Here is a 25,206-nt window from a genome sequence, read left to right as displayed (position 1 = left end):
GTCCTGGCAATCCGGTAGGTCCAGTAGGCCCCGGAGGTCCACCAGAAGGTCCGGTTACTCCAGTTATGCCGGTAGGTCCAGTAGGCCCCGGAGGTCCACCAGAAGGTCCGGTTACTCCAGTTATGCCGGTAGGTCCAGTAGGTCCTGGAAGTCCAGTTATGCCAGTAGGCCCTATTTGAGGCAAAGGAAAGGAACATGGAAAGGGTATGTGACAATTCTTTTTAAATTTACTCATTTTTACACCTCCCTTATAAATTAACTACCAATTTATATTTATACTTTAACAACTTATGAGTAAACAGACACACGGGTGTAAGGAAAAACCTATGAAAATTACATAAAAGGTTTTAAGAGCAAGCCTTTATTTCACATTCCATACCAAAAAGAGCACTATATTATATATAAGTGCTCTTCGGATCAAAGCTCTTAGTGTAAAAGAGTACGTGATACCAAATGTAATTTTTTCATGGGCGTGAAGTATTTGAAAAAAAGCTATTTTAGTAGGGAACAAGTTTAAAAGGCCCTGGTTGACACAGGACCTTTTAAAAGGGAACAACACTTGACATGTTAATAATTTTGACTGAAAGTTACTTTCATATTAACATTATTGGGATTTTAATTCCAATAATGGTTGTTGAGAAATAAAAAATTATTTGGCACAACAAAGCAGCTAGCTGAAGTAGCTAACTGCTTTGTTGTACGCTTTTAGAAGTAGCATGGGATACAACTATAGTGTAAACGGATATCGAAATATTATGCAGGAAAGAAAACTAAACAAAAATTTCATTTTGTAGAAAAACACCAAAGTAAAACGAGCACTTGTTCCAGAGTGCTCGCATAAAAACATTCCATGTATTGGGGTTATGTTTGTAAGTCATGAACCAGTGAATAGATGAAAAGTAAGGTTCAAGATAGTTTATTCATTTTAAAGCAAATAGGAACTTGTACGGCAAAAAGAGCAGCTAGTAAAAGCTAACTGCTCCATTACCAAAAAAGGCTTCAGGCTGCAATCACTGTTAAGAAAGCAGCTTACAGATAGTATGTACAGAATTGCAATGATTATTCGGATGAATAAAAAAGAGCACCTTCGAAAAGTGCTCTCTCATAAAGGCTATGCGGAAATAAAATGACGAGATCACTTAGTAGAAAGGATGGCACAAAATAATATATGAACGTTTATCTAATGGGTGACTGTGAAATGAAAAGAGCAGCTAGCAAAAGCTAACTGCTCAGGTTAAGAAATGGGTTGTCTGCAGTATTGACGGAATATTGAGTTTTATTCAGTTGTTTATATAAGTCTGGATAAAATCTCTTTTACCAATGTCGAAGCTCCAATAAGGAGTATCGAGAGGAAAATTATTGAGAATATACTTTTTTTAGGCTTCTTAAACTCTAGATATAAGTTAATGATTGCGCCGATTGCAATAACAATAAAGATAACGAGTCTTAATGTATCTGGCATGAATAACACTCCTATTAATTACTTAATTGTATTATACAGGAAGTTACTTTAAGATTAACGAATGGTGGTGCGATTTAAGGAAGATTTAAACAAAATAATCCTTTTAAAGCGAGGTTGGGAGAATGAAAGCTTTGAAGAAAAGAAAAATTAGTAAAGCAATTGCTCGTCGCACAAAAGAAGCGGAGAAGTATCAAGTTAATAAAGCTTGGAGAAACATTTTTGTACAAGCTGGTATTTTAAAGTGAATACAAACAGAATACAGTCCGGCTAGAAAACTAGAGGACACCAATTCATTAAAACAGCAATTACAACTGTTTTAGGAATAGGTGTCCTTTTTATTTTGAAAAGGGAGGTGGGGAAATATGAAGGGACTAAAAGATCAATTACGCGAGTGGAAAAAGCGATCGAATCAAGCAAAAAAGAAAACTAAGAAAAAACGAAAAGAGAAGTTAAGCACTCGTGACATTGAAAGTTTAATGGGGATTCATGGACCACGTTATGAACGCAGACGCGGGGCATTAAGACAAAAGTAATTTAAAAATAAAAAGGAGTGGTCTTACATGACTAAACAATTATCTTTCTTGCCAAAAATCGATAGGGTAGCAACGCAGAAAAAATTAGAAGGTGTTCTTGAAAGCGTACGTTTATATAGACAGTTTGGAATGATGCGTGAAGAAATGAAAGTCACTCCTTCTTATGAAATTAGATATCATGGACCTACAAATGATGTAGGAAAGCCATTAGAAGATGTAGCGATGGCTAATATACAGCAAAGTAAGCGAGAAGAGTGGGTTAAGCAAACGTCATTTCGGATTAATCAGTTTCTTAGTCGTTTGGGTAATGGACGTGCAGGAAAGGATCAAAGAGACATCATCATTAAGCGCTATTTAGAAGATGAAGATGTATGTGACTATATGGTATATAACGAAATTGGCATGAGCGAGCGTACTTATCGACGTGTTAAGGCTAGAGTGTTTTATAAACTTGCTTTTGCTCTTAGATTAGAAGTTTATGAAACTGAAGAAACTGGAGGGAATGAATAATGAATTTTGTTCAACCTATACGTAATCCAGAAGAAATACAGCAGCTGAAAGACTATTTTAAGGAAAAGAGCTTACGTAATTACATTCTCTTCATTATGGGGATCAATACAGGCCTGAGAATCTCGGACATTTTAAAATTGAAGGTAGTGGATGTCAAAGGCAGCCATATATCTATGAGGGAAAAGAAAACAGGTAAACAGAAACGAATACAAATTACTGCAGCACTGAAAAGAGAACTTAAATGGTTTATTGAAGAAAGAGAAGATAATGAGTACTTATTGCAAAGTAGACAAGGTAAGAATCGTCCGATTGGTCGTAGCATGGCATATAAGATATTAAGCGGAGCGACGGCAGAGTTCGGATTAGATGAAATAGGAACACATACGTTAAGAAAAACATACGGGTATCACATGTACGTGCAAACCAAAAACATAGCATTACTTATGGAGATATTCAATCACTCGTCAGAGAAGGTCACGTTACGTTATATAGGGGTAAACCAAGATGCAATGGATAAAGCAATGACTAGGTTTAAAATTTAATCATTGATTTTTTCATTTTAAATCTAGGGGTATCGCCACACATCCATCAACTTAAGAAAAATATATATTGTGGGCAAGCGTATAGTGTCAGCAATCGGATAATGAGTCACTTATTTAAATTGAGTTGTATTTCATTCTAATTGAGATATGGAATTTTTATGCATAATGTTCATGTAAAAGGAAAAGCTAACTTATATTCTTTTAAAGTTGGTGGCCTTGAGATGCGATCTAATCCATATCATAGAAGTCTTACTCTGATAGAACTAGCATTTTTGGTTATATGTAATATTTGTGGGATTGGTTTACTTTCGTTACCCAATACTATTGCAAGTGGGACCTTGTTTGCGGATGGATGGGTTGTATTGTTGGGTTCAGGTCTTGTAGTTGTTATTCTTGGCTGGATTTCTACAAAATTATCTACTTATTTTCCGCAAATGTCCTTGTATGAATACACAAGTACATTAGTTTCAAGACCTGTGGCATTTCTTTTTTCGGTAATATCTATATGTATTTATCTTTGTATTGCTGCTTATGAAATAAGAAGTATTTCTGTAATAGTAAATCTGTATTTAATGGAAAATACAGATGTTAAAATTATTGGCTTTTGTTTTGTAATGGTTCTTTCGTATGGTTTATGTGGATCAAGAATAGCTTTAGTACAATTTTGCATTTTCGGTTTATATGTTGTGATAGTATCGCTTATTATATCATTTATATTGAATATAAATAATATGGATTTCACTCATCTATTTCCGATTTTAAAAACACCACCAATGGGTTATATCCATGGCTTGAGAAATTCTGGTTTTGCTTTCTTAGGATTTGAGGTTGTATTATATTATAGTTTCTTAGTCAGTAACCCAAAAAAAGCCCCAGTATATGTAGTAAGTGCGTTGTTAGTATTAGTAATGTTATACACAATTACTTATTTAATTTGTATATGTGTTTTTTCTCAATCTGTTGTTCAAGAGTTGGTGTATCCGGTTTTAGAATTAGGAAAAGAAGTAGAGATGGGGGAGTTTTTAGAAAGATTTGATTCCTTTTTTTTTATGACTTGGATTATTACCATTTTCTCGACTACTATAATCTATATAGATATGATAGTGATTGTGTTAACATCTGTATTTAAGAAGACAAAGAAACAAACCTTTGTTTTTATTTTAATGCCCATTGTATATATGATTTCTATATTCCCAAATGGTCAAGAAGAGGTAAGTCACTTTGGAAATATGGCTACAACAGTTAATTTCTTCTATATTTTGATTATCCCGCCCATATTACTATTAATTACTTTTGTAAAGAAAAAGAAGAGTCAAAGACGTACGAATTAAGAATAATGTTAGTGAGTTAATACACACATATATAATTAATGCATATGTGAATGTGTGAAAAACGTCGTCCATCGTCATGGTACGGCTTTTTTGCTCTGCTCTTTTTCGCATACACATAGAGTATGGTGTAGAGTGAAATAATGAAACGCGAGGTGTACATGGGATTCAGCTGAGATACGTGTAAAAACGGGTCATATCCTAGGTTTTATTTTCATAAAAGGAATACAGCGTCTGAACGAGTTATGCAAAAGCTAAAAATGACATATGAAGGAACATTGAGACAAAGTGTAATGATCAATGGTATGTATTGCGATTCTAAGGTATATTCTCTTTTAAAACATGAATACGGTAACTTTCGATAACGATAATTATGTAAATAAGCTGTCCACATGGGCAGCTTATTTTATTTTTCCACATAGCGTAGGTTATTTTGTAAAATGCTGGTGGTATTCCTATACAGTTACTCATAAATTTCGTACTGTGTAACTCAAATGAGAAAGTTAAATGAAATCACTGATAGCAAGAGATTCAACGGATGGGTCAGTTACACACAATATAAGATATGGGTAAGTGAAGGAAAGACATAAAAAAGGAGCGTAGTTCGTCAAACAGATGTAATGCTCTATTACTTTTAAGTTAAGAAATTCATTGTTTCCGATTAATTGCATCCGTTTTTTGTGAGTGTTGTGATTTGAATCATAAGTCCGCCACAATTTGAACCATAATATTGCCATAAATCTTTTTTTACTTATAAACTAGCCGTATTTTTTATTAATGTAGCTTGATGGGCAGGTGGTGCAACCCTAATAGATTTGGGACCTCTCTTTGTATCACTATCCTTTAATTATCATATACATATAAAGTATTAAAAAAAATTTTAAAGGAGAAATATGTTATATGACAAAATTGGAGGAACTAGAAAAAGATTTTAATCAAATGAAACTAGATTTAAAAGCTATGCAACATGATATGAAAAATTTAGAAACAAGAATACTAGTAGCTGAAAAGGATGTTTTAACTATTAATAAACAATTAGATAAAATTAGTGCAAATACTACATGGATTTTACGATTAATCATAAGCGGATTGTTAACAGGAGTACTTGGTGTAGTAGCAAGAACCCTTTTATAGGAAAAAAGGATGTTGGTCAATCAAAACGGATTTAGCGAAGCAAAGAGATTATTTGATTAACTAGCGTGGGAGCCCTTCAAGGATTGAGGGGCTCAAAGGGGACAGTCCTCCATAGGGTACACTCTTTACTGCGGATGTGGTTTACATATATTTTGACAGTCATAGAAATTACCGCCTGTTCTTAACAAGCAATAGGTTAAACAGTCTTGGACAGTATAGGCAAACATTGAGGTATAGGAGGATCGCCACAAACCGAAAGAACCATAAGCCTGCCCAAGCGGCAAAATTATGGTTCAAATCACAATTATTATTGATTTTAAAAAAATAAAAAATCGCCTTATTAAAGGCGATTCATTTTGCATTTTTTTTGATAAATAAATATCTTTTAAAATTAAATACAATGTTCTACATTAACGTCTTTCTGGATCTTTGTCTTTTTTTCTAAGACCAAATAATCCTAGTAGTCCCAATAAACCAAGCCAAGTCCAATTATTATTTTTATTACGATTATCATTTAAATCATTTGTCGTATTTACATTTCGAGTTCTGACATCATTATTAACTCTATTCATGTTATAGTCATTAACTCTATTCGTGTTATAGTCATTAACTCGAGTTGTAGTATTATTATTGTTAACTCTATTCGTATTATATCCATCGTATTCAGCATGGATGCTTGTACCAAAAAACGTAATAGTTAGTAATAGGGCACCTAAAATAGATGAAAGTTTTTTCTTCATGGTTTTCCCTCCTTTCGTATTTAGTAATGTCTCCAGTTCCTTTAGACAATATTCGGTTGAAATATATAAAACTATTTGAATTCAAATTATGATAAATATCTTTAATTTTTATTATTAAAATTACTTAATAATAATGGATTAAATTAATTGAAATGTATTTATTCTTTATAAGCATAAATTTTTGGTAACGGTACATTCTATGAGAGGTAATTACTATATTTGGGTAAGGTGTTCCTTATGAGTTATAAGAACTTATTTTCTTTAATCAAGAACATGATTGGGAAAATTTTTTCTATAGTAAGTATTGTTGCTAAAAGTCTAATTTCTTTAAGGAGGAATATTTTTATGGGTATTTTAAGTGGAAATCCACAAAATGAACCAATGCACTACGGAGAAGTCTTTGGGATTTGGAGTTATCTTGCAGCGGCACAAGGCGCAATTGCTGGATATCAAGTTCTTATTAATCACACAGGAGACGAGGATTTAAAGAAATTTTTAGAAAACCTTGTAGAGAATGATATCCAATCAGAAGTTGAAGAATTAAAAAACATCTTAAAATTGAATGGTGTTGCATTACCACCAGCACCTCCAGAAAGACCAGTTGCATCTATTGAAACAATTCCTCCTGGTGCTCGTATTAATGATGCAGAAATTGCTGCAAAAGTTTCTATGGATCTTGCCGCTGGGTTAGTAGCATGTAGCCAAGCTATGGGACAATCCCTTCGAGAAGATGTAGGAATGATGTTTGGTCAATTTCATATGAAAAAAGCACAAGCTGGAGCTATATTACTTCGTCTGAATAAGAAAAAAGGTTGGATTATTCCGCCTCCATTACATGTTCTACAATCAGATCAAGCATAATACCTAAATAAAATTCAATCTATTCTTTATGACTGTTGTAGTGAGGTTGTCTAGGGAAATAAAGGTTATTAGTGAATTAAAATAAGTGGCAGAGTCGTGACCGCTTTTTGGCAGTAAATGTGCCGGTCGTTTTGGAATTAACGTGATATATTTGTATTGTGAGTAGTGGCGGAAAACATTGCTCACAAAATTCCTTATAACTGAAAATGGATCGTCATAACCGGTGGCGATGGTTGCAGATTGAATGAACAGTTGTTTCTTGTTTTCATATTCAATTGCAATTTACGTTGTATAAACGGGGAAGGGCTTTTGCTCTTCTTCCAGTTACTTAATAATGTACAAACAAATTGATGCAGCAATATTAGGTGATTGGAAGAAGGAGAAAACTTCATTTACCGTAATTGAAATACAAATAAATAATTGATATCAGAGCATCCATTCAGGTGCTTTTTTTGATATGCTAACTAATTAGAAATCGGTATTCCAAGTACTCTTAGAGCTAATGTTACTTGAAGAGAAATCTCTAATCTAGCAATTTCGATACCAGCTACTGTAAGAACTAAAAAAGGTTGGCCATTTACAAACAAAACAAACTCAACACAAACCAAATATTGTAAAGAAGGTTCGAAAACCATCTAATGTAACACATCATATATTTTGTTACATTAGATTTATCAGTGGAAATGCCGTTATATCAACGTTTATTTCTATTATCAAAAATAACTACCATATTTTATGTAACATATTGTATAATAAAGATACGTCTAATGTAACATAACGTATGGAGGGGTAAGGAATGAAGTTTGTGCAACCAATTCGAGATAAGAAAAAATTAGAAGAAGTGAAAGACGTTTTACGTCGCCAATCTTATCGTGATTTGTTTTTATTTGAAATGGGGATCAATACAGGTCTAAGAATTAGTGACTTATTAAAGTTACATGTAAATGATGTGAAAGAAAGAACTCACATTGTTATTAAAGAACAGAAGACCGGAAAAGAGAAACGTTTCATTATCAATACAACGTTAAGAGAAAAAATAAATGAGTATGTAAGTGGAATGAACGAAACAGATTGCTTATTTGCTTCTAAAAAGACAGGGAAACCAATCACAAGAATTCAAGCTTATCGAATTATGAACGCTGCTGCTGAAAAAGTAGGGCTTGATGAAATTGGAACGCATACTCTTAGAAAAACTTTTGGATATCATTATTATCAGAAGACAAAAGATGTGGTAATGCTACAAACAATCTTTAATCATTCTGCTCCATCGATTACATTACGTTATATAGGAATCCAACAAGATGAGATTGATAAATCATTAGAAGATTTCAGTTTATAAATAAGAAACAACAAAAGTAGCGAATCCGCTGCTTTTTTATTTTGTAAAGAAAAAAGGAACCCCCAAAAGGATTCCTTTTCTTATTCCGATCTATCTTAAGCGCATATAAGATAACGTTATTTTACATCTTAATATTAGGAATTACAATAATTAATTTAGGGTTTACCGTGAGGTGGTGTAAATGGAAGAAGAAACTATAAACGTTCCTACATGCTCTGTTTGTAATGAACCCTGCATGTGGACATTAAAAATGCCATTAACTATTACTCATTTTGATAAAACATATATCCGTGAAGTAAATACGGATAAAGCTCATATATGCATTGAGTGTTTAGAGAAGGAAGTGCAAGCAATTGGATAAGGGGGCAGGTGTTATGTAATTATGGCCAGACAACGAAGTCCAGACCGTAACAAAGCGTATGAGATATTTAAAGAACATAATGGTAATATTACGAATCGTAAAATTGCTGAATTGTTGTCTACATCCGAACGAACTGTTAATGAAAAAACAGTAGGTGGATGGAAAACAAAAGATAAATGGATGCAGCAATTAAATGGAGTACTCCATTTAAACGAACGGAGTACTCCAAAGAAAGAAACGGAGTACTCCAAAAAGAAACCAGGAGCACCCAAAGGTAATAAGAATGCTGTAAATAATCGTGGTGGAGCCAAAAAGGGCAATAAAAATGCTGTTGGTAATCCCGGAGGTTCTGCTCCACTACGTAATGGTAATGCTGCTACTCATGGTTTATATAGAAAGTATTTACCACAAGAATTATATGATTTAAAAGAAGAACTAGAAGAAGCGATTAACAATGATCCATTATCGATTTTATGGGAAAGTATAATGCTGCAGCATGCTCAAATTATTCATGCTCAACGTATTATGTTTGTTAAAGATAATAAGGACATGACAAAGGAGCTACGTAAGAATAAACTAAGCGAAAGTGGATTTGAAGAGGAGTGGGAAATTCAATTTGCTTGGGACAAGCAAGCTAGTTTCTTAAATGCTCAATCTAAAGCGCTTTCTACCTTATCTGCTCTTATTAGAGATTTTGATAGATTGGCAAATATAGATGATGAGAGACGAGCTAAACTTGAATTTATTCAGGTTCAAATCGACAAAATTAAATCTAACACTAATAATGATGATAACAATATAGAACCAGTTGTTATTGTAGACAATATCAGTGGTGATTTAAATGTCTAAAAAACAAATAGCTGATATACTTCCGCCAGCATTCCATCAAGTTTGGTTAGCCCGTAAATGCGAATCGATATTAAAAATTGTTTGTAAGGGCGGTCGTGGTTCGGGTAAATCTACTGATATATCCATTTGTATCGTTATGGACCTTATTCAGTTTCCTATTACGGTTCTTTGTATACGTAAAGTAAAGGATACAATAAGGGAATCATGCTACGAGCAAATAAAAGAAGCGATAGAGCTATTAGGTGTAGAGCATTTATTTCGTTTTAAAGAAAGTCCAATGGAAATCATTTATAAACCACGTGGGAATAAAATTATATTCCGTGGTGCTGATGATCCTGCAAAAATCAAATCTATTAAGATAGCAAAGTATCCAGTTGCTATTGCATGGTTTGAAGAATTGGCTGAATTTAAATTAGAAGAAGATGTTTCTACAATAGAGAAATCTATTTTACGTAAAGAGCTACCGGATGGATTGCGATATAAAATGTACTATTCATATAACCCACCAAAGAGAAAACAGTCCTGGGTTAACAAGAAGTTTGAAACGCAATTCAAACCGAAAAATACATTTGTACATCATAGTACATATCACGATAATCCCCATATTTCTAAGCAATTTGTGGAAGAAGCAGAAGAAACGAAAAGGCTTAAGCTACAGCAATACGAACACGAATATGAGGGGAAACCAACAGGCAGTGGCGTTGTTCCATTTAGTAATCTCACATTCAGACGTATTACAGATGATGAAATTAAAACATTTGATAATATACGTCAAGGGATTGACTGGGGTTATGGGAATGACGCGCTGTCTTTTGGTCGTATGCATTATGATAAAACGCGCAGAAAGCTTTATATATTCGGTGAAATACATGGCGTTAAAATTAGTAACCGCTCATTAGCTGAAAAGATTAAACAACTTGGTTGGGATGACGTGGAGATAATTGCGGATTCATCGGAACCAAAATCAATTGATGAAATGAAAAATGATCATGGTATTAAGAGAATCAAAGGAGCAGTTAAAGGCCCTGGCTCTGTTGAATACGGGGAAAAATGGTTAGACGATTTAGAAGAAATTATAATTGACCCCGAACGTTGCCCAAAAACTGCAGGTGAATTTGAAAATATTGATTATGAAGTTGATAAAGATGGTAATCCCAAAAATAGATTACAAGATAAAGATAATCATAGTATCGATATGACCCGTTACGCATGTGAGGATGATATGAGTAAACGTAAAGTAGTTATGGGTGGAAAGGTGAAAAGAGTGTAGTCGGACACTTATTGTTCGGCTATTTCTTTTGCTCTTTATTAATAGAAGAAAGGAGGACATACAAACGATATGAGCGATAAGAAAACAATTAAGAATGTAAAAGTATTTGGTATTAATAAAGCAGCAGACGATCCAAAGAATAATGAAGACAACAGCAAGCAAATGGCAGTTGATCCATTCGCTCAATCATATAGTGATAAAGGATTAATTAAACCTCCTTATGATATGGCAACTCTACTGGATATAAAGGAAAGTAATCCTATTCATTCTGCTTGTATTAGCGCAAAAGTCGATGATATTGCTGGTGTTGGTTTTGACTTTGCCCCTTTTGAAGAAGTAAAAGAAGCAGCGAGCCAGGAGCAGTATAAAAGATTAAAAGAATTCATGCGTAATTGTAATCCAGAAATGACAAGTTCAGAAATTCTTAGAGCTGTATGGGAGGATTATGAAACGGTTGGATGGGGCGTTATTGAAGTTGTTCGCGATAAGAAAGGTGAAAGTCCGGTAGAGCTTTATCATATACCGGCTCATACCGTACGTGCTCATAAGGACAAAGTACGCTTTGCTCAAATCGTAAGTAACAAAGAACGATGGTTTAAAAAGTTCGGTTATCCTGATGAGTTTCGTCTTGTTGATGGTCAACCTTTAGGAGCAGAAGACATTGCAGAAAACGGAACAGAAAAAGCCGGGGAAGTAATTGTTATTCGCAAATTCGGTTCTCGTTCTTCTTATTATGGGATACCTAATTACGTTAGTTCTATTGGCTCAATAGTTGGCTCTCAAGCAGTAAGAGATTATAATATTAACTTTTTCACGGGTAAGACTATTCCGGACGCTCTGCTATTTATTGAGGGAATCGATGAGATAGATGAGGGAACGGAAAATGAATTAAAAGCGTTCTTCTCTGCAGAAACAAAGGGCGAACATCATAAGTTGGCCGTAGTTCCTGTTCCACCAGGAGCAAAAGCTAGATTGGAAAAAGTCAGCCCTGATGTAAAAGAAGGTAGTTTCCGTTTGTATAAGCAGGATAGCGCAATGGAGATATGTGTGGCCCATCGTGTACCACCTTATCGTATCGGTTGGGCTATGACAGGTTCATTAGGACAAACGACTGCTAAAGAAATGAATGAGATGTACAAGCGTTCTATTATTGAACCTGGCCAAGAAATATTAGAACATCGATTAAACAATCAATTGTTCCGTGTATTTTCTGAAATACTAGGCGGTTTAGATTGGCATTTTAAATTAAATGAAATCGATACGGATGATCGTGAAGCAGATTTGAAATATGCAAAAGACAGTTATGAGGGTGGAATATTAAAACTGAATGAGTCCCGTAAAGTGGTAGGTTATGAACCTGTACCGGAAGGCGATAAATTCTTTAATGGTAAAACAGAATCTTCTCCGCCTGAACCAATCGCAAAAGCTGCAGATGATGAACAAGATAACTTAATTGCTATTAATGCATTTAGGGAAAAGCATGAAGAAATAGAGAAAGCTATGCAAAAGAAGGTAGCGGATTTTTTTCCGAGCAGGGAAAACGGCTCTTAAACCTGCTTCCCATAATTCGTATTAATAAAGCAGATGAAGAGATTGATCTTGTAATTACAGAAGCAGAAGTTGATGAATTTCTTGATAGTGTCGATTGGGATGAAGAAAGACAAATGTTTGTCGATGAAGTCACAGACACGCTGCAGGATGATGTAACAGAATTTGTACAAAGTACTATTGCAACAAATGGTTTAACTTGGATGGTATTAGATCCAATTGGTGACGTTGCTGCAAAATGGGTAGCTGCTTACGCTTTTGAATTAGCAAAAGGAATCCATGAAACCACTAAAGATAGATTAAGAGAAACAATGTTAAAGAATCTTAAAGAGGGAATGGGTGTCGATGCATTAAGTGTTTCTATTGCAGATGTGATGTCAGATGCAAGTAACTATAGAGCAATGATGATTGCACGTACAGAAACAACATATGCAATGAATTACGGCAATTTAATCGCTTATAAGGGTGCAAATAGAAACAAGAAAACATGGCTTACAGGCAACGATGAGCGTGTTTGTAAAGAATGTGGTGGTTTACATGGGGAAACGGTAGATATTGATGATTTATTTAGTAATGGAAAGATGTGTCCGCCAGCTCATCCTCATTGTCGCTGCACTATGATTTCAGAAGAGTAATAAAATACACCTATTTGATTGGGGTTTCATCGTCAAAACGTATACAGCTTTAAATTGGCTGGGATGCGTTTTGACAGTGGAACCCCAATATTTATAGGGAAGGAGGTAAAACAATGGCATATGAACTGAAAAACGCCAATATTAGCTATGTTTCTCTAGTTACAAAGGGAGCTAATGGTCGTCAATTCGCCATCATGAAAAGCGAAGCTGCTAAACAACACAATATATCAAAACAGATTCCAATCCTTAAAACAGAGGAAGAGAAGCAGCTTGTTACGGGTGTGGTATATGAACCGGATGTTGAAGATTCGCACGGGGATACAATGACCGTAGAGGAAATTGAAAAGGCTGCATATACCTTTATGGAAAATTATCAACACATCGATAAACAACACGATGAAATCGCTGGTAAAGGAACAGTAGTTGAAAACTGGATTGCTAAAAGTGATATGACAGTAGGCGAACAAGAAGTAAAAGCAGGAACATGGCTTATGACTGTTCGTGTTGATGATACAGACACCTGGGAAGAAATAAAAAAAGGTGAAGTCACTGGTTTTTCTATGGGTGGATTTGGTGAACGTGTAGAAATCGCAAAAGCAGATGATCTTACGCGTGAAGAGAAAGGCATTATTCGTAAAATGGTCGGTTTCTTCAAAGGTGAGAAACACGAGATTAAAAAGGGCGAAGTAAAAGATCGTTTTGTAGACGAAAGACAGAATCGTGATTTACGTGCCGTTTTTAATTTGTTCGAAGATGTGTTCTATTGGGAGGTTTGGGAGAACAATCCCGATATTGACCGAATGATGACTGCTCTTGATGATATGAAGGAAATCCTTTCTTCTATAAAAGGCGGTTATACCATTGCGAAATCTGAAGACAGTGTACAAGCAGAAAACATTGTATTAGAAAGTATTAAAAAAGCTGGGAAAGTTTTATCCCAAAAGAATCATGCAAAATTAGATGAAGCATTAGCTTTAATTAGTGAAATAAAAGAAGCTGCTTCACCAGAGGAGGAAGAAGAAATGAAAGCAGAGGATATTGCAGAGATTGTTAAACAAGCAGTAGAACCACTAGCTACTAAGTTAGAGAAGATTGAAAAGCAGGTGAATGGTGAAGAGGTAGAACCGACGCCGGAAGAGCAAACAGAGGAAGAGAAAGTTGCGGCAGTTATCAATAAAGCACTAGAACCATTTGCTGAACGTCTTGGGAATATCGAAAATGCTGCTTCTATTCGTAAAAGTTTAGATCCAGACGAAGAATTCACACCAGGGCAACAACCAATTAAAAAATCTGTATGGGCAGGAATTAACCTGTAATATAAGGGGGAAATATTAATATGGGAACAACATACAACAATCAGCAATTATTAAATCGTCTATCTAAAATTGAAAAGACAATTACTACAGGATCAGTTTCTTCTGGTTTATTAAATCCGGAGCAAAGTAAAGAATTCTTTAGAATGGCATTTGACGCAACACCATTCTCTCAATTACATCGAAAAGAAATGCGTAAAGCAAAACAAGGTGTACTTGATAAAGTTGGTATTGGCGGCCGTATTCTACGTAAGAAAACAGAGAATAAAGATGAGGATTACCGTGCAGGTGTTACTACATCAACTATTCCATACAATACAAAAGCACTTCGTCTACCTTGGGAAATTACAGAAGAAACGCTGCGTGAAAATATTGAAGGGGAAGGCTTTGAAGATACTGTAATGGCACTTATGTCAAGTCAAACAGGTGTTGATTTAGAGGATTTACACTGGAATGGTGATGCTGAATCATCTGATCCATTTTTATCAATTAACGATGGTTGGCTGAAGAAGATTTTAAAATCAAAAGAATCTCATATTATTGACCACGCTAAATTAGTAACTGGTACAGGGGAAGAAGCAAAAGCTAATGGGTTTGGTAAAGGATCAATCTTTGCTCTATCTGGTGTAATGCCGAATAAATATAAAAATAGTAATCTACGTTGGATTATGTCACCTAATCGTAGAGAAAAATGGATTGAATATTTAACAAACCGCCCTACAGGTGCAGGTGATGCTGCATTACTAGGAGCAGGAGACCAAGTTAATAAACCGATGGGATACGGAATTGTTACAGTTCCTACTTTATCAGATGACATTATTATTCTTGCAGATCCACGTAACTTTATTGCTGTTAACACATATGAAACTCGTATTCGTAAAACAACAGAAGGTAAATCTGCAGTAATGGAAGATAAACGATTCTATGTAATCCACTTTGATGATGATGCTGTAATACAAGAAATGGATGCAGTAGCAATCCTAACAAATATTCCGGATACGTTTGGAGCTTAATAACCAGGCGTATTTTTTATGGGCATAAACCCTTTGTTAATAGGGGTTTGAATGTATACTTTTTTAATATTTTCTTGTTTTTAATAGAAAACGAGATAGAACCAATAAAACCAATAATTCGAATGTAAACTTTCATGTAATAGTTTACATTCGTGAAAGGGGTGTTAACCATGAAAGTAGTTACGCTGCGATACGGTGGCACTTACACCGCTTATGGACAAAAGTTTAAGAATGGCCAAGAGGAAACAGTTTCAAATGATAAAGCTGATTACCTTGTAAGTACTGGACATTTTGAACTTGTAAAAGAAGTCGATAAGAAGGAGAAAGAAACATAATGGATATTACCATGCAGGACATTAAAGACCGCGTAAATGTGCATAAGATACCTGATACAGTTGTTCAAGAACTGATAGATTACTATACGGTTATTACTAAAAAGTATTTAAGAGTAAAGCCGGAGAACCCAATGAAAGAAATCATCCATACTAGTAAACTAGCTTGGCTTTCTTTTCCTGCTGAATCTATAGCAAAAGTAACTCATGTTAGTTCAAAACAAGATATGACCGATTCTATTACTGTAAATGGCCGTATTGTTTATGGTTTATCCGAAAATCAATTATATGAATTCGAATATAAGATACAAGATTACGATGATCTGCAGGTACTTATGAAGAAATGCATTATCGATTTGGTTGTTTCTGCAGTAGGTCGTGCTAAATTACAACGGAAAGGTATGAAGATATCCGAAAGTATAGGGGATTATTCGTACCAGATTAGCCCAGAAGCGCTAGACGAACCTGCTACAAATAATAAGATACTTAATGGTTTAAAAGCGTTTAGAGCAAGAGTTAAGCCAGTGATGGCCACATGAGCATGTACTTTGACGATGGTGATATGGATGATTTATATATTCATGAAGTAATTGTAAAACGAAAAGAGAGAAAGAAACAATCCTCTGGCAATTATGCAGAAATAGAAGGGGAAATTTACGAGAATATGATTTGCCGTGTAACTACTAATTCTGCTGCTGATAATGAGAGATTTAAACGTGATAAACAAAATTTCGATACAATCTTTAAGATATATGCACCTGCTTCTTACAAGATTAAGCCGAATGACCGTATCTTTTTCAAAGATGATGATTTAGGCGTTGATTATACATTTGAAGTAAAAGGAGAACCACGTAATCCTGCGTTTATGAATCATCACATTGAGATTTATTGTGAAAAGGTGTGATTCTATATGTCTAGTTCAGTAGAAGTTGAGTTCTCAAGCAATATGGAGCAAGTAAAGACGCATATTAACGCTATGTGTGTTGAAAAAGTAACAGCAGCAACTATTCATTTGCAAAATCAAGTTAAAAAGAATCTCACAGGTAGCCGTAGCGGTAAACAATACAAGATACCTCATACCAGTCGTAAGTATACTGCTTCTAAACCAGGTGAAGCTCCTGCTGTTCGTACTGGTGACTTATTAAACTCTATTAAGTACAACATTAAAAGGTCGCAATCAGAGGTATTGGGCGCAGTAGGAAGTGACTTAAAAAAAGCAATATGGCTTGAAACTGGTACGAGTAATATAGAAGCCCGTCCATTTCTGGTTAAAACGTTTGAAAAAGAGCGCAGAGAACTGAAAAGGCAAATGGGAGGGTAATTGTATGTCTAATGCTATTGCAGCTATTAGAAAGCTTGTTGAGAGTGATGAAATAATAAAGACAAATCTATCGGAATATGGTGAAGGTGAAGATAAAGATAAAGGCCCTGCTCTTACATTCCAAACTGCACAAGATGATATGGAAATGCCTTATGTAGTTATGAGAATTGAAGCAGATAATCCGGATGATGTTGAAATTATAGATCGTATGATTCTAAATTTCGATGTGTATTGTGATAATGGAGATTATGATAAGGCGAAGTTAATTGCTACACGTATTGAGAAGTTACTAGATAGGGAAGTTGGTTTAAAAGATGATGGGATACTTTCTATACATCGTGCAGGTAAACTGCCAGTACCGGATGAAGACCCATCTACCATTCATATAAATGCGAAATTTCTTGTCCGAACGATTCGAACGGACTTGTATTAGGGGGTAGAACGAATGAGCTGGAAATTAATTAACGGTGTCCGTGAAGGGACAACTGATAATTTTGTAATCGGCCCTGGTGTCATGTACAAAGACTTTAAAAGCGTAAAAGATTTAGGAACAATGGTCGGAGCAACTACAGGCGGAACCAAAGTAGGTTTTGATCGTGAGTACTATGATGCAGATATTGATGGTGTATTAGGTAAGATGGTGCGCGGCAAGTGGTTATTAAAAGATGAACCGCATGTAGAACTTACATTAGTAGAGTTTACAAAAGAAAACCTGCAGTTAGCTTTACCTGGGATGACAGTAGATAGCACAACAGTAGAGGGTTACGATGTTTTAACGCCTTCAAATGAAATTCCGGATTCAAGTTACCATGATATTGCTTTGATTGGGATGGTTTCAGGAAGCGACTTGCCAATTATTTTCGTTATTCGAAATGCATTGGTAGTATCATCTATTGAAGTTGATTTGAAAGATGGAAAAGGAACGGTTGGATTGAAATGCAAGTTCATTGGTCATTACAGTGAATCTGCACCAAATACACCGCCTTATGAAATCTATTTACCAAAGAAAAAGAAAACAGCAGCACTTAAAGCGCCGGCTACCGCATAAATGGTAGTCGGTTTTCTATTATATAAAACTAGCTAAAAGCTAAAAGGAGAGAACGGAATGACATCTATTTTAGAAAAAATGATGAATACAGGTACAGAAATTACAATTTCAGGTGTAAAAGTGACGATGCGACGATTAAATGTAACGGATGTTTGGCGATTCGCTAAAATTATTTCGAAGGTTGGACGCAGCGCAATGGCAAATTTTGCTGATTTCGGTAAGGATAAGCAAGAAATGGATGAACTAACTAAAGTAGCTGAATCTCTTCCGGAAGAAGAAAAGCAAGCGCAATTAGCTGCACTTAAAGAGAAGCAGCAGCAAAAAGGATTAGAATTTGCTTTTCGTGTTCTAACGATGATCCCTGCTTGTGAGGATGATTTTACAGAGTTCTTTGCTAGTTTATTAAAAGTGAAAGCCGAAGAATTTAGACAGTTCCCTCCGGAAGCAATGGTTGCTGTTATACAGGGCTTATTAGAAAGTGAAGACCTAATGACTTTTTTCAACCAGGTCAAGGGACTAGTGAAAGTTCAGAGCGAGAAATGGAGCAAACCGGCAGCGGCTCCGAACCTAGCTTAAACGAAAATTCAGATGAATATTTAGAGGAAGCTGAACAAAACATGTTACGTGCTTTCGATAAGATCCAAAAGCGGTATGGATGGACAGATGAATACGTCTTATCTATACCGTATTCGCGTTTAATGGACCTATTTTCTTTAATAGCACGAGAAGAGCAGCAAGAAGAACTGAATGAGTGGAAGAAGATGGCGTTCATTGGTTTTCAAACTCGTCAACTTGAAGAGGGTACTACTTTCGATGATTATCTAAAAGCCTTTGGACTAACTGATAACCAGGATGATAAGGAATCATCTTATGAAATGGGTGAAGTATGGAGCAAAGAAGAATGTGAAGCACATGTTGAGCAAATTATGGCTCAATTCCAGGAAGACGACGATGAAGAATAAAATGGTTATCGGCCCCAGAAAAGGGGGTGCATAAATGTTAGCTGAAATGTTCCAACTGTTCGGAACGATTGGTATTAAAGCAGACGGCGCTTATAAAGATTTACAACAATTTGAAGATCGAGTACAAAAGACTGCAAACGGAATGCATGATAAGTTCCAAAAAGCGGGGGAATCCATTAGCCATGTAGGTAACAAAATGAAAGATGTTGGTACTAACATGACTGCTGGTGTCTCATTACCTCTAGCTGGTATTGGTGCTGCAGCTGTTAAAGTAGCGTCTGACTTTGATACTTCTAATAGAAAACTAGAATCTACGCTTGGATTATCAAAAGAAGCTACAAAAGAGCTTGGTAATGTTGCAAAAGAGACCTGGAAAGATGGATTTGGGGAAAGTATAGAAGCAGTTGATGAAGCTGTAATACAAGTAAGTCAAAACATGAAGAATCTTTCTTTCGATGAAATGCAGGGAGCTACGCAAAGCGCTATGACTCTTGCGAAAACTTTTGACACTGACGTTAATGAGGTTACACGAGGGGCCGGACAACTTATGAATCAGTTCGGGTTAGATGCACAAGAGACATTTGACCTCTTAGCTTCTGGTGGACAAGCAGGCTTAAACTTCTCAAACGAAATGTTCGATAACATTTCCGAATACGCGCCTTTATTTAAACAAGCAGGATTTTCTGCAGAAGAGATGTTTACCATTATGGCAAATGGAACCCAAGATGGTTCATACAATCTCGATTACGTAAACGACCTTGTAAAAGAGTTCGGTATTCGTGTACAAGATGGATCAAAAGGTGTAACAGAAGCCTTTGCAGAAATGAGTCCAGAAACACAAAAGGTTTGGGACAATTTTAATAAAGGTAAAGGAACTTCTGCAGATGTATTTAACGCAGTACTTGGCGATTTAGGAAAAATGGACGATAAAGTCAAAGCCAATCAGCTTGGCGTTGCTGTATTCGGTACTAAATGGGAAGACATGGGGGCAGAAGCTGTATTAGGGCTGAATAATGCCGATGGTGCATTACGAGATGTTGATGGCAGTATGAAAAAAATGCAGAAGACACAGCAAGAAGCATTTGGTGTTCGCTGGCAAAAACTCACTCGTACTACAATGGCATCATTAGAGCCGCTAGGCCAAGCAATTATTGATATTGCAGAAGTTGCCCTTCCTCCCATTATCAAAGCTGTAGAATTAGCTGCAAAGGCATTTAGTTCTATTCCTAAACCAATCCAAATTGGTATCGTAGCAATTTTAGGTATGGTTGCAGTATTAGGGCCATTAGTCGCAATGATGGGATTTATGACAAGTGGAGTAGGTGCATTTGTCGGTTCATTTAGATTCCTAGTACCAGTATTATCTAAGGTTCCTTTATTATTTACGGGTATATTAAAACTTGGCCCTAAATTAATAGGAATGTTTGGAATGATAGCAAGAGCAGTAGCTTTCCTAGGTAGCACTGCATTTGCAGGACTTTTAAAAGTAGGGCCTAAACTTATTGGTATGTTTGGTGCAATAGGTAGAGCACTCGCTATACTTGGAAGATCTGCAATGACACTACTTATGAATCCCTGGACAATTGCCATACTTGCTATTGTTGGATTAGTTTATTTAATTTACAAAAATTGGGATTCTGTTGTTAAATATACGAAACAAGCCGTTAAATGGATGGGTGACGCATGTTCTAAGGGATGGGATGCAACCGTAAAAGGTGCGAAATCAGCTTGGTCAGGTTTATCTAAGTTCTTTTCTGGATTTTGGGAAGGAACGAAAAAAGTCTTCCATGCCTCCGTATCATTTATAGGAAAAATACTTGAATCAGCCTGGCGTGCTTATCTCACAGTTATAAAGTTCTATATAAATTTTTGGAAAAAAGCATTTGAAATTGGATGGAATGCTATAAAATTCATTTTTAATGCTGCTTTAAATATTTTAAAAAGCGTTGTTAAATTTGCCTTAGAATTTATAAAAAATGTAATATCTTTTTATATAAAAATATGGCAAACGATTTTTAGAGTTGGGTGGAATTTAATAAAAACGATATTCGTTTCAATTTTAAATTTCTTGAAGTCGTTTATTCGCGCTTCCTTTACTTTGATACAGAAAATTATCTCTGTATCTATGAATTTTATAAAAAATGTAATCTCTACAACGCTAGCAATCATAAAAAATATATTCTTTACAGTGCTAAATTTTATAAAAAATCTAGTAGTTACAAGCTTCAATTTTATAAAAAATACGATAGTTACAATTTTAACTGCTGTCAAAAATTTCATACACCAATCATTCGAATTTATAAAAAACACGATACTCTCTGCAGTTCGGATTTTTGTTAATTTCATAGTTGATAATTTCAATAAGATAAAAAACACCATTTTTTCAGTGATTGGAGCTTGTAAAGATTTTATAGTGTCAAGTTTTTCCACGATAAAAAAGGTAATGACTAGTGCCTTTACCGGAATAGTTGACACTGTGACAAAAGTCTTTAGTAAAGTAGGATCCATTGTAAAAAATGTAGCAAAAGATGCAGTTAGCTGGGGAAAAGATATCATTGCTGGGATTGGTGAAGGTATGTCCGCAATGGCTGGTTGGGTAGCTGATAAAGCAAAAGGCGTAGTCAGCGGAATTCCAAAAGCCGTTAAAAAGTTCTTTGGTATTCGTTCTCCTTCACGCCTAATGATGGAATTTGGTGGATTTATCACAGAAGGTTTAGGGGTAGGGATGGAAAAAATGATTCCTGCAGTAGATAGGGCTTCTGAACTACTAAATAAAGCCGTTGTTCCACCTAAACCAATGAAACTAGTAACCGATGTATCTACTCAAATTGGACAGATGGGAGCACGCTCTGCTGATTTAATCGGTAAGACTGCACATCCATATGCTGGACAAACCCACGTTGAAAAGAAAACGGATAAAGGCGTAACAATTCAAAATGCTACATTTAGAGTCGCTGTTGAAAAACTACAATCTGCAGACGACTTTGTAAAAATGAGAAAGCTACTACAAAACGTAGTCGCTGATGATCTAATGGGAATGGCGGTGAGAAACGTATGAGTGTATTAAAAACATTGCATAGAAGAGCTGGTTCTTATTACCTCTTTGAAAAAGTAACAGAATTAAAAAACACAATACAATATACCATCAATTTCACATGGCCAGGGACATATAACTTTTCGTTTATGTCCCAAGTTCCTATTGGTTCTGATGGGATGCTACCGGATAAATACTTTATTGTTCGTGTAAATGGTATTGAAAGGTTTAGAGCAAGAGGACCTTATGCATGGGAAGCAAGAGAGATATTTGTTGGTGCAGGACCACAAACCATTGAATTTACAACAATCGGTTACGGTTCTTCTGATAGAGCGTATGTGAGTCAAGCCTATTATCATTCATTCGGAAATGTTCCTAACATTGCAATGATTGAACAAACAAAAATGCCCAAATCACTAGACGGCTTAAAAAATTATAATGTCATGCATGGATATCCGCGTTTTCAAAGCGCTGGGAATAAAGGTTGTGAAGTAGAATTCACCCTTCTATTTAGGGATATGAAATATTGGCGTGATTTTATGAAGGAAATATATCGCACTCATATTATCACTGGTGATTATGGTACGTATGGGGGTATTATCCCACCTAACGAAGTAGATACAATCAGAAAAGGTACCCTCGTAATAGCAAAATGTAAATTAATATCTACATCACAAGCAGGCGTTGGAGTTGATGGAATGTGAGAGAAGGATCTGTATCCTTAATCAAAATGTTGGGGAGCTATTTCCAAATCGGGAATAACGCCCCTAATTTAATTGTTTATATGAAAAAAAGGGACTCTTCTTCTTACGTCCAAGTACAACATCATGTAACAGGATTAGAGGTCCAAGAGAGCGCAGACCAGTTCGCAAGTACATTTACTATTACCTTCGCAAATGAATACGGTCAAATGGCTCCTGATAACTGGTTTGGTAAGTTTTCCTCAATACAAGAATGGTTTTATAACGGTGAAGTAGCAAACAGAAATCAGCTATATCCACAGACTGAATTTAAGGTGGCTATTGGATACGGTGAAGAGGTTTTACCTTATATACATGGCTTCGTATCTGATGTGAAGGTAAATGCCGAAAGCGGTACTATTTCAGTCACTTGTACAACATCTTATAAGAAACTTCTACAAAAATCAGTAATACCAACACCTGGATCAGATGAAATTGTCGCACCAACTGGCAATGTATATAATGTTGTGAAATTCTTCTTTCAAAAAGCAGGGGTTATCTTACATGGCAGTCCTGTAAACATACCTGGTACTAATCAGAGTTGGCTCGTTGAAGGCGCGACTGGTAAGAGGTTTCAAAAATGGGATGAAATTGTTCGCGATATTATAGATACAACATTCCATTACATAAAACATGAACCGGATGGAAGCTGCACGTTTATGAAGATGCCGGATTATGCTATCAATGAACCTTCAAAGTTTAATTTTACAGAAGGAGAAAACCTTATTTCATTAGATATGCAGCTAACAGACCAGGATATAAGTAATAGCATTGTTGTTAAATGTGGAGATTACGCAAACGGATTTCTTAATTCGTTTTTATTAAAAAATGTATCGCAAGGGGATTTGCGTGAGGAACTGATAGAAGTTCCTTGGGCTACAACATTCTTTGCAAGAAGAGCAGTAGCTGCAGCTTATCATTTAAAAGCAATCCAGAAGTTTAGGACATTAACGGTAGCAGTAGTTGGTGATCCAAGGATTCAATTGTTTGATGTAATTTCTGTTTACAACCGAGATTCTGGCCAACAATGGAATTATTTCGTGAAAGGTATTAATACTATGATTTCAGCAGATGATGGTTTCTATCAAACTTTAGATTTAACAGTTAACTACGGATACGAACCTACTCCTTATACAGACATAAGCGGAATCACAGTAAACGTAGATACCTTACGGTTAAAACTTTGGGATTATGATTATGAAGATGGTGACGTAATAAATATTTACGCCAATGATAGGTTAATAGAAGAAAATTACCTTATCCGAAACAACCCTACATATGTTGATATCCCGCTCGAATACGGTGTAAATGTAGTTGTATTTGAAGCTGTACGAAATCCTTTAAAGTGGCTTACAGGACGACTACAAGTGTTAGATACACAGAATAATATTCTATTTGATTATGGTGATATTCCAGATTTAACGTTTGATAGAAAAAACATAGGTCCAGATGGATATTATATTCAACGCCCTGCAAAAACATGGTCTGTCACAAGGGTAAATTAGGGGTGATATGATGATAATGCAAAAGAACTTATATGATCCGATTATGTATTTGATGAAAGGATTAATTGATAGAGAATTTTACAGCGGTGGAAAACCAATGCCTGGCGATGACCCGAATAACGTATTTAAAGAAGGTATGACAGAGGGATATACCCTCATTCGTGATGGTGCTCGTTTATCAGCTGTTGATGGAGATAAATATCTTTATTACGATTTAGTTTTTAACGAACACGGGATGTTAGATAAGGTTATTCTATCCCACAAGATAACAGGAAAGATGATGGAAACACAATTAATATATAATGCACAGAAACAATTAGAGCGTGTGCAGCCGCGACTTCTTAATAAAGGTAACGGTATGTTATCTGATTTAGCAATTCCCGATGTGTCGTAATGATGCACGGGAATTTTTTAATACATGGAAAAGGGGTGAATGATCTTGTTTGAAACAACCTATTTAGCTGGCGGCCGATTAGATCCACCTTTTCATCCAACAAAAACGGAACCATTCGTACCTGGATTCATTATGGATTCTACATCATATAAAACGGATGAAGTGAAATATGTATTACCTGCAGATATGGAGATTTACGCAATTAGTGTTAGTTCCTCCATGTACGAATTAGATGATAAATGGGATTTAATCGTGAACGGACAAACTGTTTGCCAGGATATCTATACAAAGCGCATCCCCGAAGGTATGCACTTTATGGTTTACAAATCCGTAAAAGCAGGAAGTACAATTACATTCCGATTCCATAATCAAGGCATTCTTGATAAAACGGTATGGTTTGAACTTCACTTTTTAAGATAAAGGAGAGTACTT

At 35.6% G+C, this 25,206-nt stretch carries 30 protein-coding genes and 2 pseudogenes; 29 read left to right on the top strand and 3 right to left on the bottom strand.

Translation table 11 applies throughout. The features are described 5' to 3' along the window. Positions 1-235 (bottom strand): annotated as a pseudogene (locus tag ACXY7N_RS01975) (BclA C-terminal domain-containing protein); the annotation flags it as partial. A 1,349-nt stretch (positions 236-1,584) separates the two neighbouring features. Here ACXY7N_RS01975 and ACXY7N_RS01970 point away from each other — a divergent pair. The 7 genes and pseudogenes from ACXY7N_RS01970 to ACXY7N_RS01940 all read left to right on the top strand — a co-directional run bounded on the left by ACXY7N_RS01970 (position 1,585) and on the right by ACXY7N_RS01940 (position 5,509). Beyond that, positions 1,585-1,707, top strand: a complete 123-nt coding sequence (locus ACXY7N_RS01970) for a DUF3983 domain-containing protein (RefSeq protein WP_088112900.1) — start codon at positions 1,585-1,587, stop codon at positions 1,705-1,707. Between the two features lie 117 nt (positions 1,708-1,824). Next, on the top strand, positions 1,825-1,995 hold the full coding sequence (locus ACXY7N_RS01965; protein ID WP_061657046.1) for a hypothetical protein: 171 nt from the start codon (positions 1,825-1,827) through the stop codon (positions 1,993-1,995). A 27-nt stretch (positions 1,996-2,022) separates the two neighbouring features. Continuing rightward, entirely contained in the window at positions 2,023-2,505 is a 483-nt protein-coding gene (locus ACXY7N_RS01960) for an ArpU family phage packaging/lysis transcriptional regulator (RefSeq protein WP_488592251.1), read from the top strand. Next, a complete protein-coding gene (locus ACXY7N_RS01955) occupies positions 2,505-3,047 on the top strand; it encodes a site-specific integrase (RefSeq protein ID WP_488592250.1) in 543 nt (180 codons plus the stop codon). Before ACXY7N_RS01960 ends, ACXY7N_RS01955 begins: the two co-directional genes overlap by 1 nt. A gap of 221 nt (positions 3,048-3,268) precedes the next feature. Next, positions 3,269-4,378: a GerAB/ArcD/ProY family transporter gene (locus ACXY7N_RS01950; protein WP_488592249.1), complete on the top strand. Its 1,110-nt coding sequence runs from the start codon at positions 3,269-3,271 to the stop codon at positions 4,376-4,378. Positions 4,379-4,596: 218 nt separating this feature from the next. Then, positions 4,597-4,740 (top strand): annotated as a pseudogene (locus ACXY7N_RS01945) (GNAT family N-acetyltransferase); the annotation flags it as partial. Between the two features lie 535 nt (positions 4,741-5,275). After that, positions 5,276-5,509 carry a hemolysin XhlA family protein gene (locus ACXY7N_RS01940; protein ID WP_193654069.1) on the top strand — a complete coding sequence of 78 codons (234 nt, stop codon included), beginning with the start codon at positions 5,276-5,278 and terminating at the stop codon, positions 5,507-5,509. Between the two features lie 410 nt (positions 5,510-5,919). On the opposite strand, the gene ACXY7N_RS01935 is transcribed toward ACXY7N_RS01940, so the two are convergent. Beyond that, entirely contained in the window at positions 5,920-6,249 is a 330-nt protein-coding gene (locus ACXY7N_RS01935) for a WGxxGxxG family protein (protein WP_488592248.1), read from the bottom strand. Between the two features lie 345 nt (positions 6,250-6,594). Between ACXY7N_RS01935 and ACXY7N_RS01930 the strand changes: the two genes are divergently transcribed. After that, a complete protein-coding gene (locus tag ACXY7N_RS01930; RefSeq protein WP_000512143.1) occupies positions 6,595-7,110 on the top strand; it encodes a DUF3231 family protein in 516 nt (171 codons plus the stop codon). A 464-nt stretch (positions 7,111-7,574) separates the two neighbouring features. Here the strand turns inward: ACXY7N_RS01930 and ACXY7N_RS01925 are convergent, their stop codons facing one another. Next, positions 7,575-7,697, bottom strand: a complete 123-nt coding sequence (locus ACXY7N_RS01925; protein WP_488592297.1) for a DUF3956 family protein — start codon at positions 7,695-7,697, stop codon at positions 7,575-7,577. Between the two features lie 209 nt (positions 7,698-7,906). Between ACXY7N_RS01925 and ACXY7N_RS01920 the strand changes: the two genes are divergently transcribed. The 21 genes from ACXY7N_RS01920 (at position 7,907) to ACXY7N_RS01820 (ending at position 25,194) form a co-directional block, all read left to right on the top strand. Beyond that, a complete protein-coding gene (locus ACXY7N_RS01920) occupies positions 7,907-8,449 on the top strand; it encodes a site-specific integrase (RefSeq protein ID WP_016134317.1) in 543 nt (180 codons plus the stop codon). Between the two features lie 181 nt (positions 8,450-8,630). After that, positions 8,631-8,810, top strand: a complete 180-nt coding sequence (locus ACXY7N_RS01915) for a hypothetical protein (protein ID WP_048563265.1) — start codon at positions 8,631-8,633, stop codon at positions 8,808-8,810. A 21-nt stretch (positions 8,811-8,831) separates the two neighbouring features. Continuing rightward, the gene (gene terS / locus ACXY7N_RS01910; RefSeq protein ID WP_488592247.1) at positions 8,832-9,659 is read left to right on the top strand and encodes a phage terminase small subunit; all 828 of its coding nucleotides are present in this window, start codon (positions 8,832-8,834) and stop codon (positions 9,657-9,659) included. After that, positions 9,652-10,929, top strand: a complete 1,278-nt coding sequence (locus ACXY7N_RS01905) for a PBSX family phage terminase large subunit (RefSeq protein ID WP_488592246.1) — start codon at positions 9,652-9,654, stop codon at positions 10,927-10,929. Before terS ends, ACXY7N_RS01905 begins: the two co-directional genes overlap by 8 nt. 69 nt (positions 10,930-10,998) lie before the next feature. Further along, the gene (locus tag ACXY7N_RS01900; RefSeq protein WP_488592245.1) at positions 10,999-12,480 is read left to right on the top strand and encodes a phage portal protein; all 1,482 of its coding nucleotides are present in this window, start codon (positions 10,999-11,001) and stop codon (positions 12,478-12,480) included. A 113-nt stretch (positions 12,481-12,593) separates the two neighbouring features. After that, entirely contained in the window at positions 12,594-13,112 is a 519-nt protein-coding gene (locus tag ACXY7N_RS01895) for a phage head morphogenesis protein (protein ID WP_000496055.1), read from the top strand. Positions 13,113-13,225: 113 nt separating this feature from the next. Beyond that, complete coding sequence (locus tag ACXY7N_RS01890; RefSeq protein ID WP_000312931.1) at positions 13,226-14,428, top strand: XkdF-like putative serine protease domain-containing protein; 1,203 nt, start codon at positions 13,226-13,228, stop codon at positions 14,426-14,428. A gap of 20 nt (positions 14,429-14,448) precedes the next feature. Then, complete coding sequence (locus ACXY7N_RS01885; RefSeq protein WP_000537553.1) at positions 14,449-15,438, top strand: hypothetical protein; 990 nt, start codon at positions 14,449-14,451, stop codon at positions 15,436-15,438. Between the two features lie 170 nt (positions 15,439-15,608). After that, complete coding sequence (locus ACXY7N_RS01880; protein WP_000869889.1) at positions 15,609-15,773, top strand: YqbF domain-containing protein; 165 nt, start codon at positions 15,609-15,611, stop codon at positions 15,771-15,773. Then, positions 15,773-16,309, top strand: coding sequence for a hypothetical protein (locus ACXY7N_RS01875; RefSeq protein WP_488592244.1), 537 nt, complete (start codon positions 15,773-15,775; stop codon positions 16,307-16,309). Before ACXY7N_RS01880 ends, ACXY7N_RS01875 begins: the two co-directional genes overlap by 1 nt. Continuing rightward, the gene (locus ACXY7N_RS01870) at positions 16,306-16,674 is read left to right on the top strand and encodes a hypothetical protein (protein WP_000063193.1); all 369 of its coding nucleotides are present in this window, start codon (positions 16,306-16,308) and stop codon (positions 16,672-16,674) included. Before ACXY7N_RS01875 ends, ACXY7N_RS01870 begins: the two co-directional genes overlap by 4 nt. A 6-nt stretch (positions 16,675-16,680) precedes the next feature. After that, a complete protein-coding gene (locus ACXY7N_RS01865) occupies positions 16,681-17,091 on the top strand; it encodes a phage virion morphogenesis protein (RefSeq protein WP_000099343.1) in 411 nt (136 codons plus the stop codon). A 4-nt stretch (positions 17,092-17,095) separates the two neighbouring features. Then, positions 17,096-17,524: a GCIP family protein gene (locus ACXY7N_RS01860; RefSeq protein ID WP_000063389.1), complete on the top strand. Its 429-nt coding sequence runs from the start codon at positions 17,096-17,098 to the stop codon at positions 17,522-17,524. Between the two features lie 12 nt (positions 17,525-17,536). Continuing rightward, positions 17,537-18,139, top strand: a complete 603-nt coding sequence (locus tag ACXY7N_RS01855) for a hypothetical protein (RefSeq protein ID WP_000118564.1) — start codon at positions 17,537-17,539, stop codon at positions 18,137-18,139. A gap of 57 nt (positions 18,140-18,196) precedes the next feature. Beyond that, on the top strand, positions 18,197-18,715 hold the full coding sequence (locus tag ACXY7N_RS01850; RefSeq protein WP_000200745.1) for a hypothetical protein: 519 nt from the start codon (positions 18,197-18,199) through the stop codon (positions 18,713-18,715). Then, the gene (locus ACXY7N_RS01845) at positions 18,679-19,101 is read left to right on the top strand and encodes a hypothetical protein (RefSeq protein WP_002108396.1); all 423 of its coding nucleotides are present in this window, start codon (positions 18,679-18,681) and stop codon (positions 19,099-19,101) included. Before ACXY7N_RS01850 ends, ACXY7N_RS01845 begins: the two co-directional genes overlap by 37 nt. A 34-nt stretch (positions 19,102-19,135) precedes the next feature. Next, the gene (locus ACXY7N_RS01840) at positions 19,136-22,159 is read left to right on the top strand and encodes a phage tail tape measure protein (RefSeq protein ID WP_000879057.1); all 3,024 of its coding nucleotides are present in this window, start codon (positions 19,136-19,138) and stop codon (positions 22,157-22,159) included. After that, entirely contained in the window at positions 22,156-22,839 is a 684-nt protein-coding gene (locus tag ACXY7N_RS01835) for a hypothetical protein (RefSeq protein ID WP_000114806.1), read from the top strand. The genes ACXY7N_RS01840 and ACXY7N_RS01835 overlap by 4 nt, the downstream gene beginning before the upstream one ends. Next, complete coding sequence (locus ACXY7N_RS01830; protein ID WP_001206688.1) at positions 22,836-24,380, top strand: hypothetical protein; 1,545 nt, start codon at positions 22,836-22,838, stop codon at positions 24,378-24,380. Before ACXY7N_RS01835 ends, ACXY7N_RS01830 begins: the two co-directional genes overlap by 4 nt. 10 nt (positions 24,381-24,390) lie before the next feature. Next, a complete protein-coding gene (locus ACXY7N_RS01825; protein WP_000605838.1) occupies positions 24,391-24,774 on the top strand; it encodes a hypothetical protein in 384 nt (127 codons plus the stop codon). Positions 24,775-24,819: 45 nt separating this feature from the next. Continuing rightward, the gene (locus ACXY7N_RS01820; RefSeq protein WP_000464285.1) at positions 24,820-25,194 is read left to right on the top strand and encodes a hypothetical protein; all 375 of its coding nucleotides are present in this window, start codon (positions 24,820-24,822) and stop codon (positions 25,192-25,194) included. The last annotated feature ends 12 nt before the right edge of the window (positions 25,195-25,206 follow it).

Source organism: Bacillus sp. 5w2, assembly GCF_054353775.1.
The sequence above is the reverse complement of the archived record's forward strand: the minus strand, read 5'-3'. Positions and strand labels throughout refer to the sequence as shown.

Excerpts from the sequence above, each read along its gene's own strand:
- ACXY7N_RS01970 (WP_088112900.1), top strand. The coding sequence starts at position 1,585 with ATGAAAGCTTTGAAGAAAAGAAAAATTAGTAAAGCAATTGCTCGTCGC.
- ACXY7N_RS01965 (WP_061657046.1), top strand. The coding sequence starts at position 1,825 with ATGAAGGGACTAAAAGATCAATTACGCGAGTGGAAAAAGCGATCGAAT.
- ACXY7N_RS01960 (WP_488592251.1), top strand. The coding sequence starts at position 2,023 with ATGACTAAACAATTATCTTTCTTGCCAAAAATCGATAGGGTAGCAACG.
- ACXY7N_RS01955 (WP_488592250.1), top strand. The coding sequence starts at position 2,505 with ATGAATTTTGTTCAACCTATACGTAATCCAGAAGAAATACAGCAGCTG.
- ACXY7N_RS01950 (WP_488592249.1), top strand. The coding sequence starts at position 3,269 with ATGCGATCTAATCCATATCATAGAAGTCTTACTCTGATAGAACTAGCA.
- ACXY7N_RS01940 (WP_193654069.1), top strand. The coding sequence starts at position 5,276 with ATGACAAAATTGGAGGAACTAGAAAAAGATTTTAATCAAATGAAACTA.
- ACXY7N_RS01935 (WP_488592248.1), bottom strand. The coding sequence starts at position 6,249 with ATGAAGAAAAAACTTTCATCTATTTTAGGTGCCCTATTACTAACTATT.
- ACXY7N_RS01930 (WP_000512143.1), top strand. The coding sequence starts at position 6,595 with ATGGGTATTTTAAGTGGAAATCCACAAAATGAACCAATGCACTACGGA.
- ACXY7N_RS01920 (WP_016134317.1), top strand. The coding sequence starts at position 7,907 with ATGAAGTTTGTGCAACCAATTCGAGATAAGAAAAAATTAGAAGAAGTG.
- ACXY7N_RS01915 (WP_048563265.1), top strand. The coding sequence starts at position 8,631 with ATGGAAGAAGAAACTATAAACGTTCCTACATGCTCTGTTTGTAATGAA.
- terS (WP_488592247.1), top strand. The coding sequence starts at position 8,832 with ATGGCCAGACAACGAAGTCCAGACCGTAACAAAGCGTATGAGATATTT.
- ACXY7N_RS01905 (WP_488592246.1), top strand. The coding sequence starts at position 9,652 with ATGTCTAAAAAACAAATAGCTGATATACTTCCGCCAGCATTCCATCAA.
- ACXY7N_RS01900 (WP_488592245.1), top strand. The coding sequence starts at position 10,999 with ATGAGCGATAAGAAAACAATTAAGAATGTAAAAGTATTTGGTATTAAT.
- ACXY7N_RS01895 (WP_000496055.1), top strand. The coding sequence starts at position 12,594 with ATGTTTGTCGATGAAGTCACAGACACGCTGCAGGATGATGTAACAGAA.
- ACXY7N_RS01890 (WP_000312931.1), top strand. The coding sequence starts at position 13,226 with ATGGCATATGAACTGAAAAACGCCAATATTAGCTATGTTTCTCTAGTT.
- ACXY7N_RS01885 (WP_000537553.1), top strand. The coding sequence starts at position 14,449 with ATGGGAACAACATACAACAATCAGCAATTATTAAATCGTCTATCTAAA.
- ACXY7N_RS01880 (WP_000869889.1), top strand. The coding sequence starts at position 15,609 with ATGAAAGTAGTTACGCTGCGATACGGTGGCACTTACACCGCTTATGGA.
- ACXY7N_RS01875 (WP_488592244.1), top strand. The coding sequence starts at position 15,773 with ATGGATATTACCATGCAGGACATTAAAGACCGCGTAAATGTGCATAAG.
- ACXY7N_RS01870 (WP_000063193.1), top strand. The coding sequence starts at position 16,306 with ATGAGCATGTACTTTGACGATGGTGATATGGATGATTTATATATTCAT.
- ACXY7N_RS01865 (WP_000099343.1), top strand. The coding sequence starts at position 16,681 with ATGTCTAGTTCAGTAGAAGTTGAGTTCTCAAGCAATATGGAGCAAGTA.
- ACXY7N_RS01860 (WP_000063389.1), top strand. The coding sequence starts at position 17,096 with ATGTCTAATGCTATTGCAGCTATTAGAAAGCTTGTTGAGAGTGATGAA.
- ACXY7N_RS01855 (WP_000118564.1), top strand. The coding sequence starts at position 17,537 with ATGAGCTGGAAATTAATTAACGGTGTCCGTGAAGGGACAACTGATAAT.
- ACXY7N_RS01850 (WP_000200745.1), top strand. The coding sequence starts at position 18,197 with ATGACATCTATTTTAGAAAAAATGATGAATACAGGTACAGAAATTACA.
- ACXY7N_RS01845 (WP_002108396.1), top strand. The coding sequence starts at position 18,679 with ATGGAGCAAACCGGCAGCGGCTCCGAACCTAGCTTAAACGAAAATTCA.
- ACXY7N_RS01840 (WP_000879057.1), top strand. The coding sequence starts at position 19,136 with ATGTTAGCTGAAATGTTCCAACTGTTCGGAACGATTGGTATTAAAGCA.
- ACXY7N_RS01835 (WP_000114806.1), top strand. The coding sequence starts at position 22,156 with ATGAGTGTATTAAAAACATTGCATAGAAGAGCTGGTTCTTATTACCTC.
- ACXY7N_RS01825 (WP_000605838.1), top strand. The coding sequence starts at position 24,391 with ATGATAATGCAAAAGAACTTATATGATCCGATTATGTATTTGATGAAA.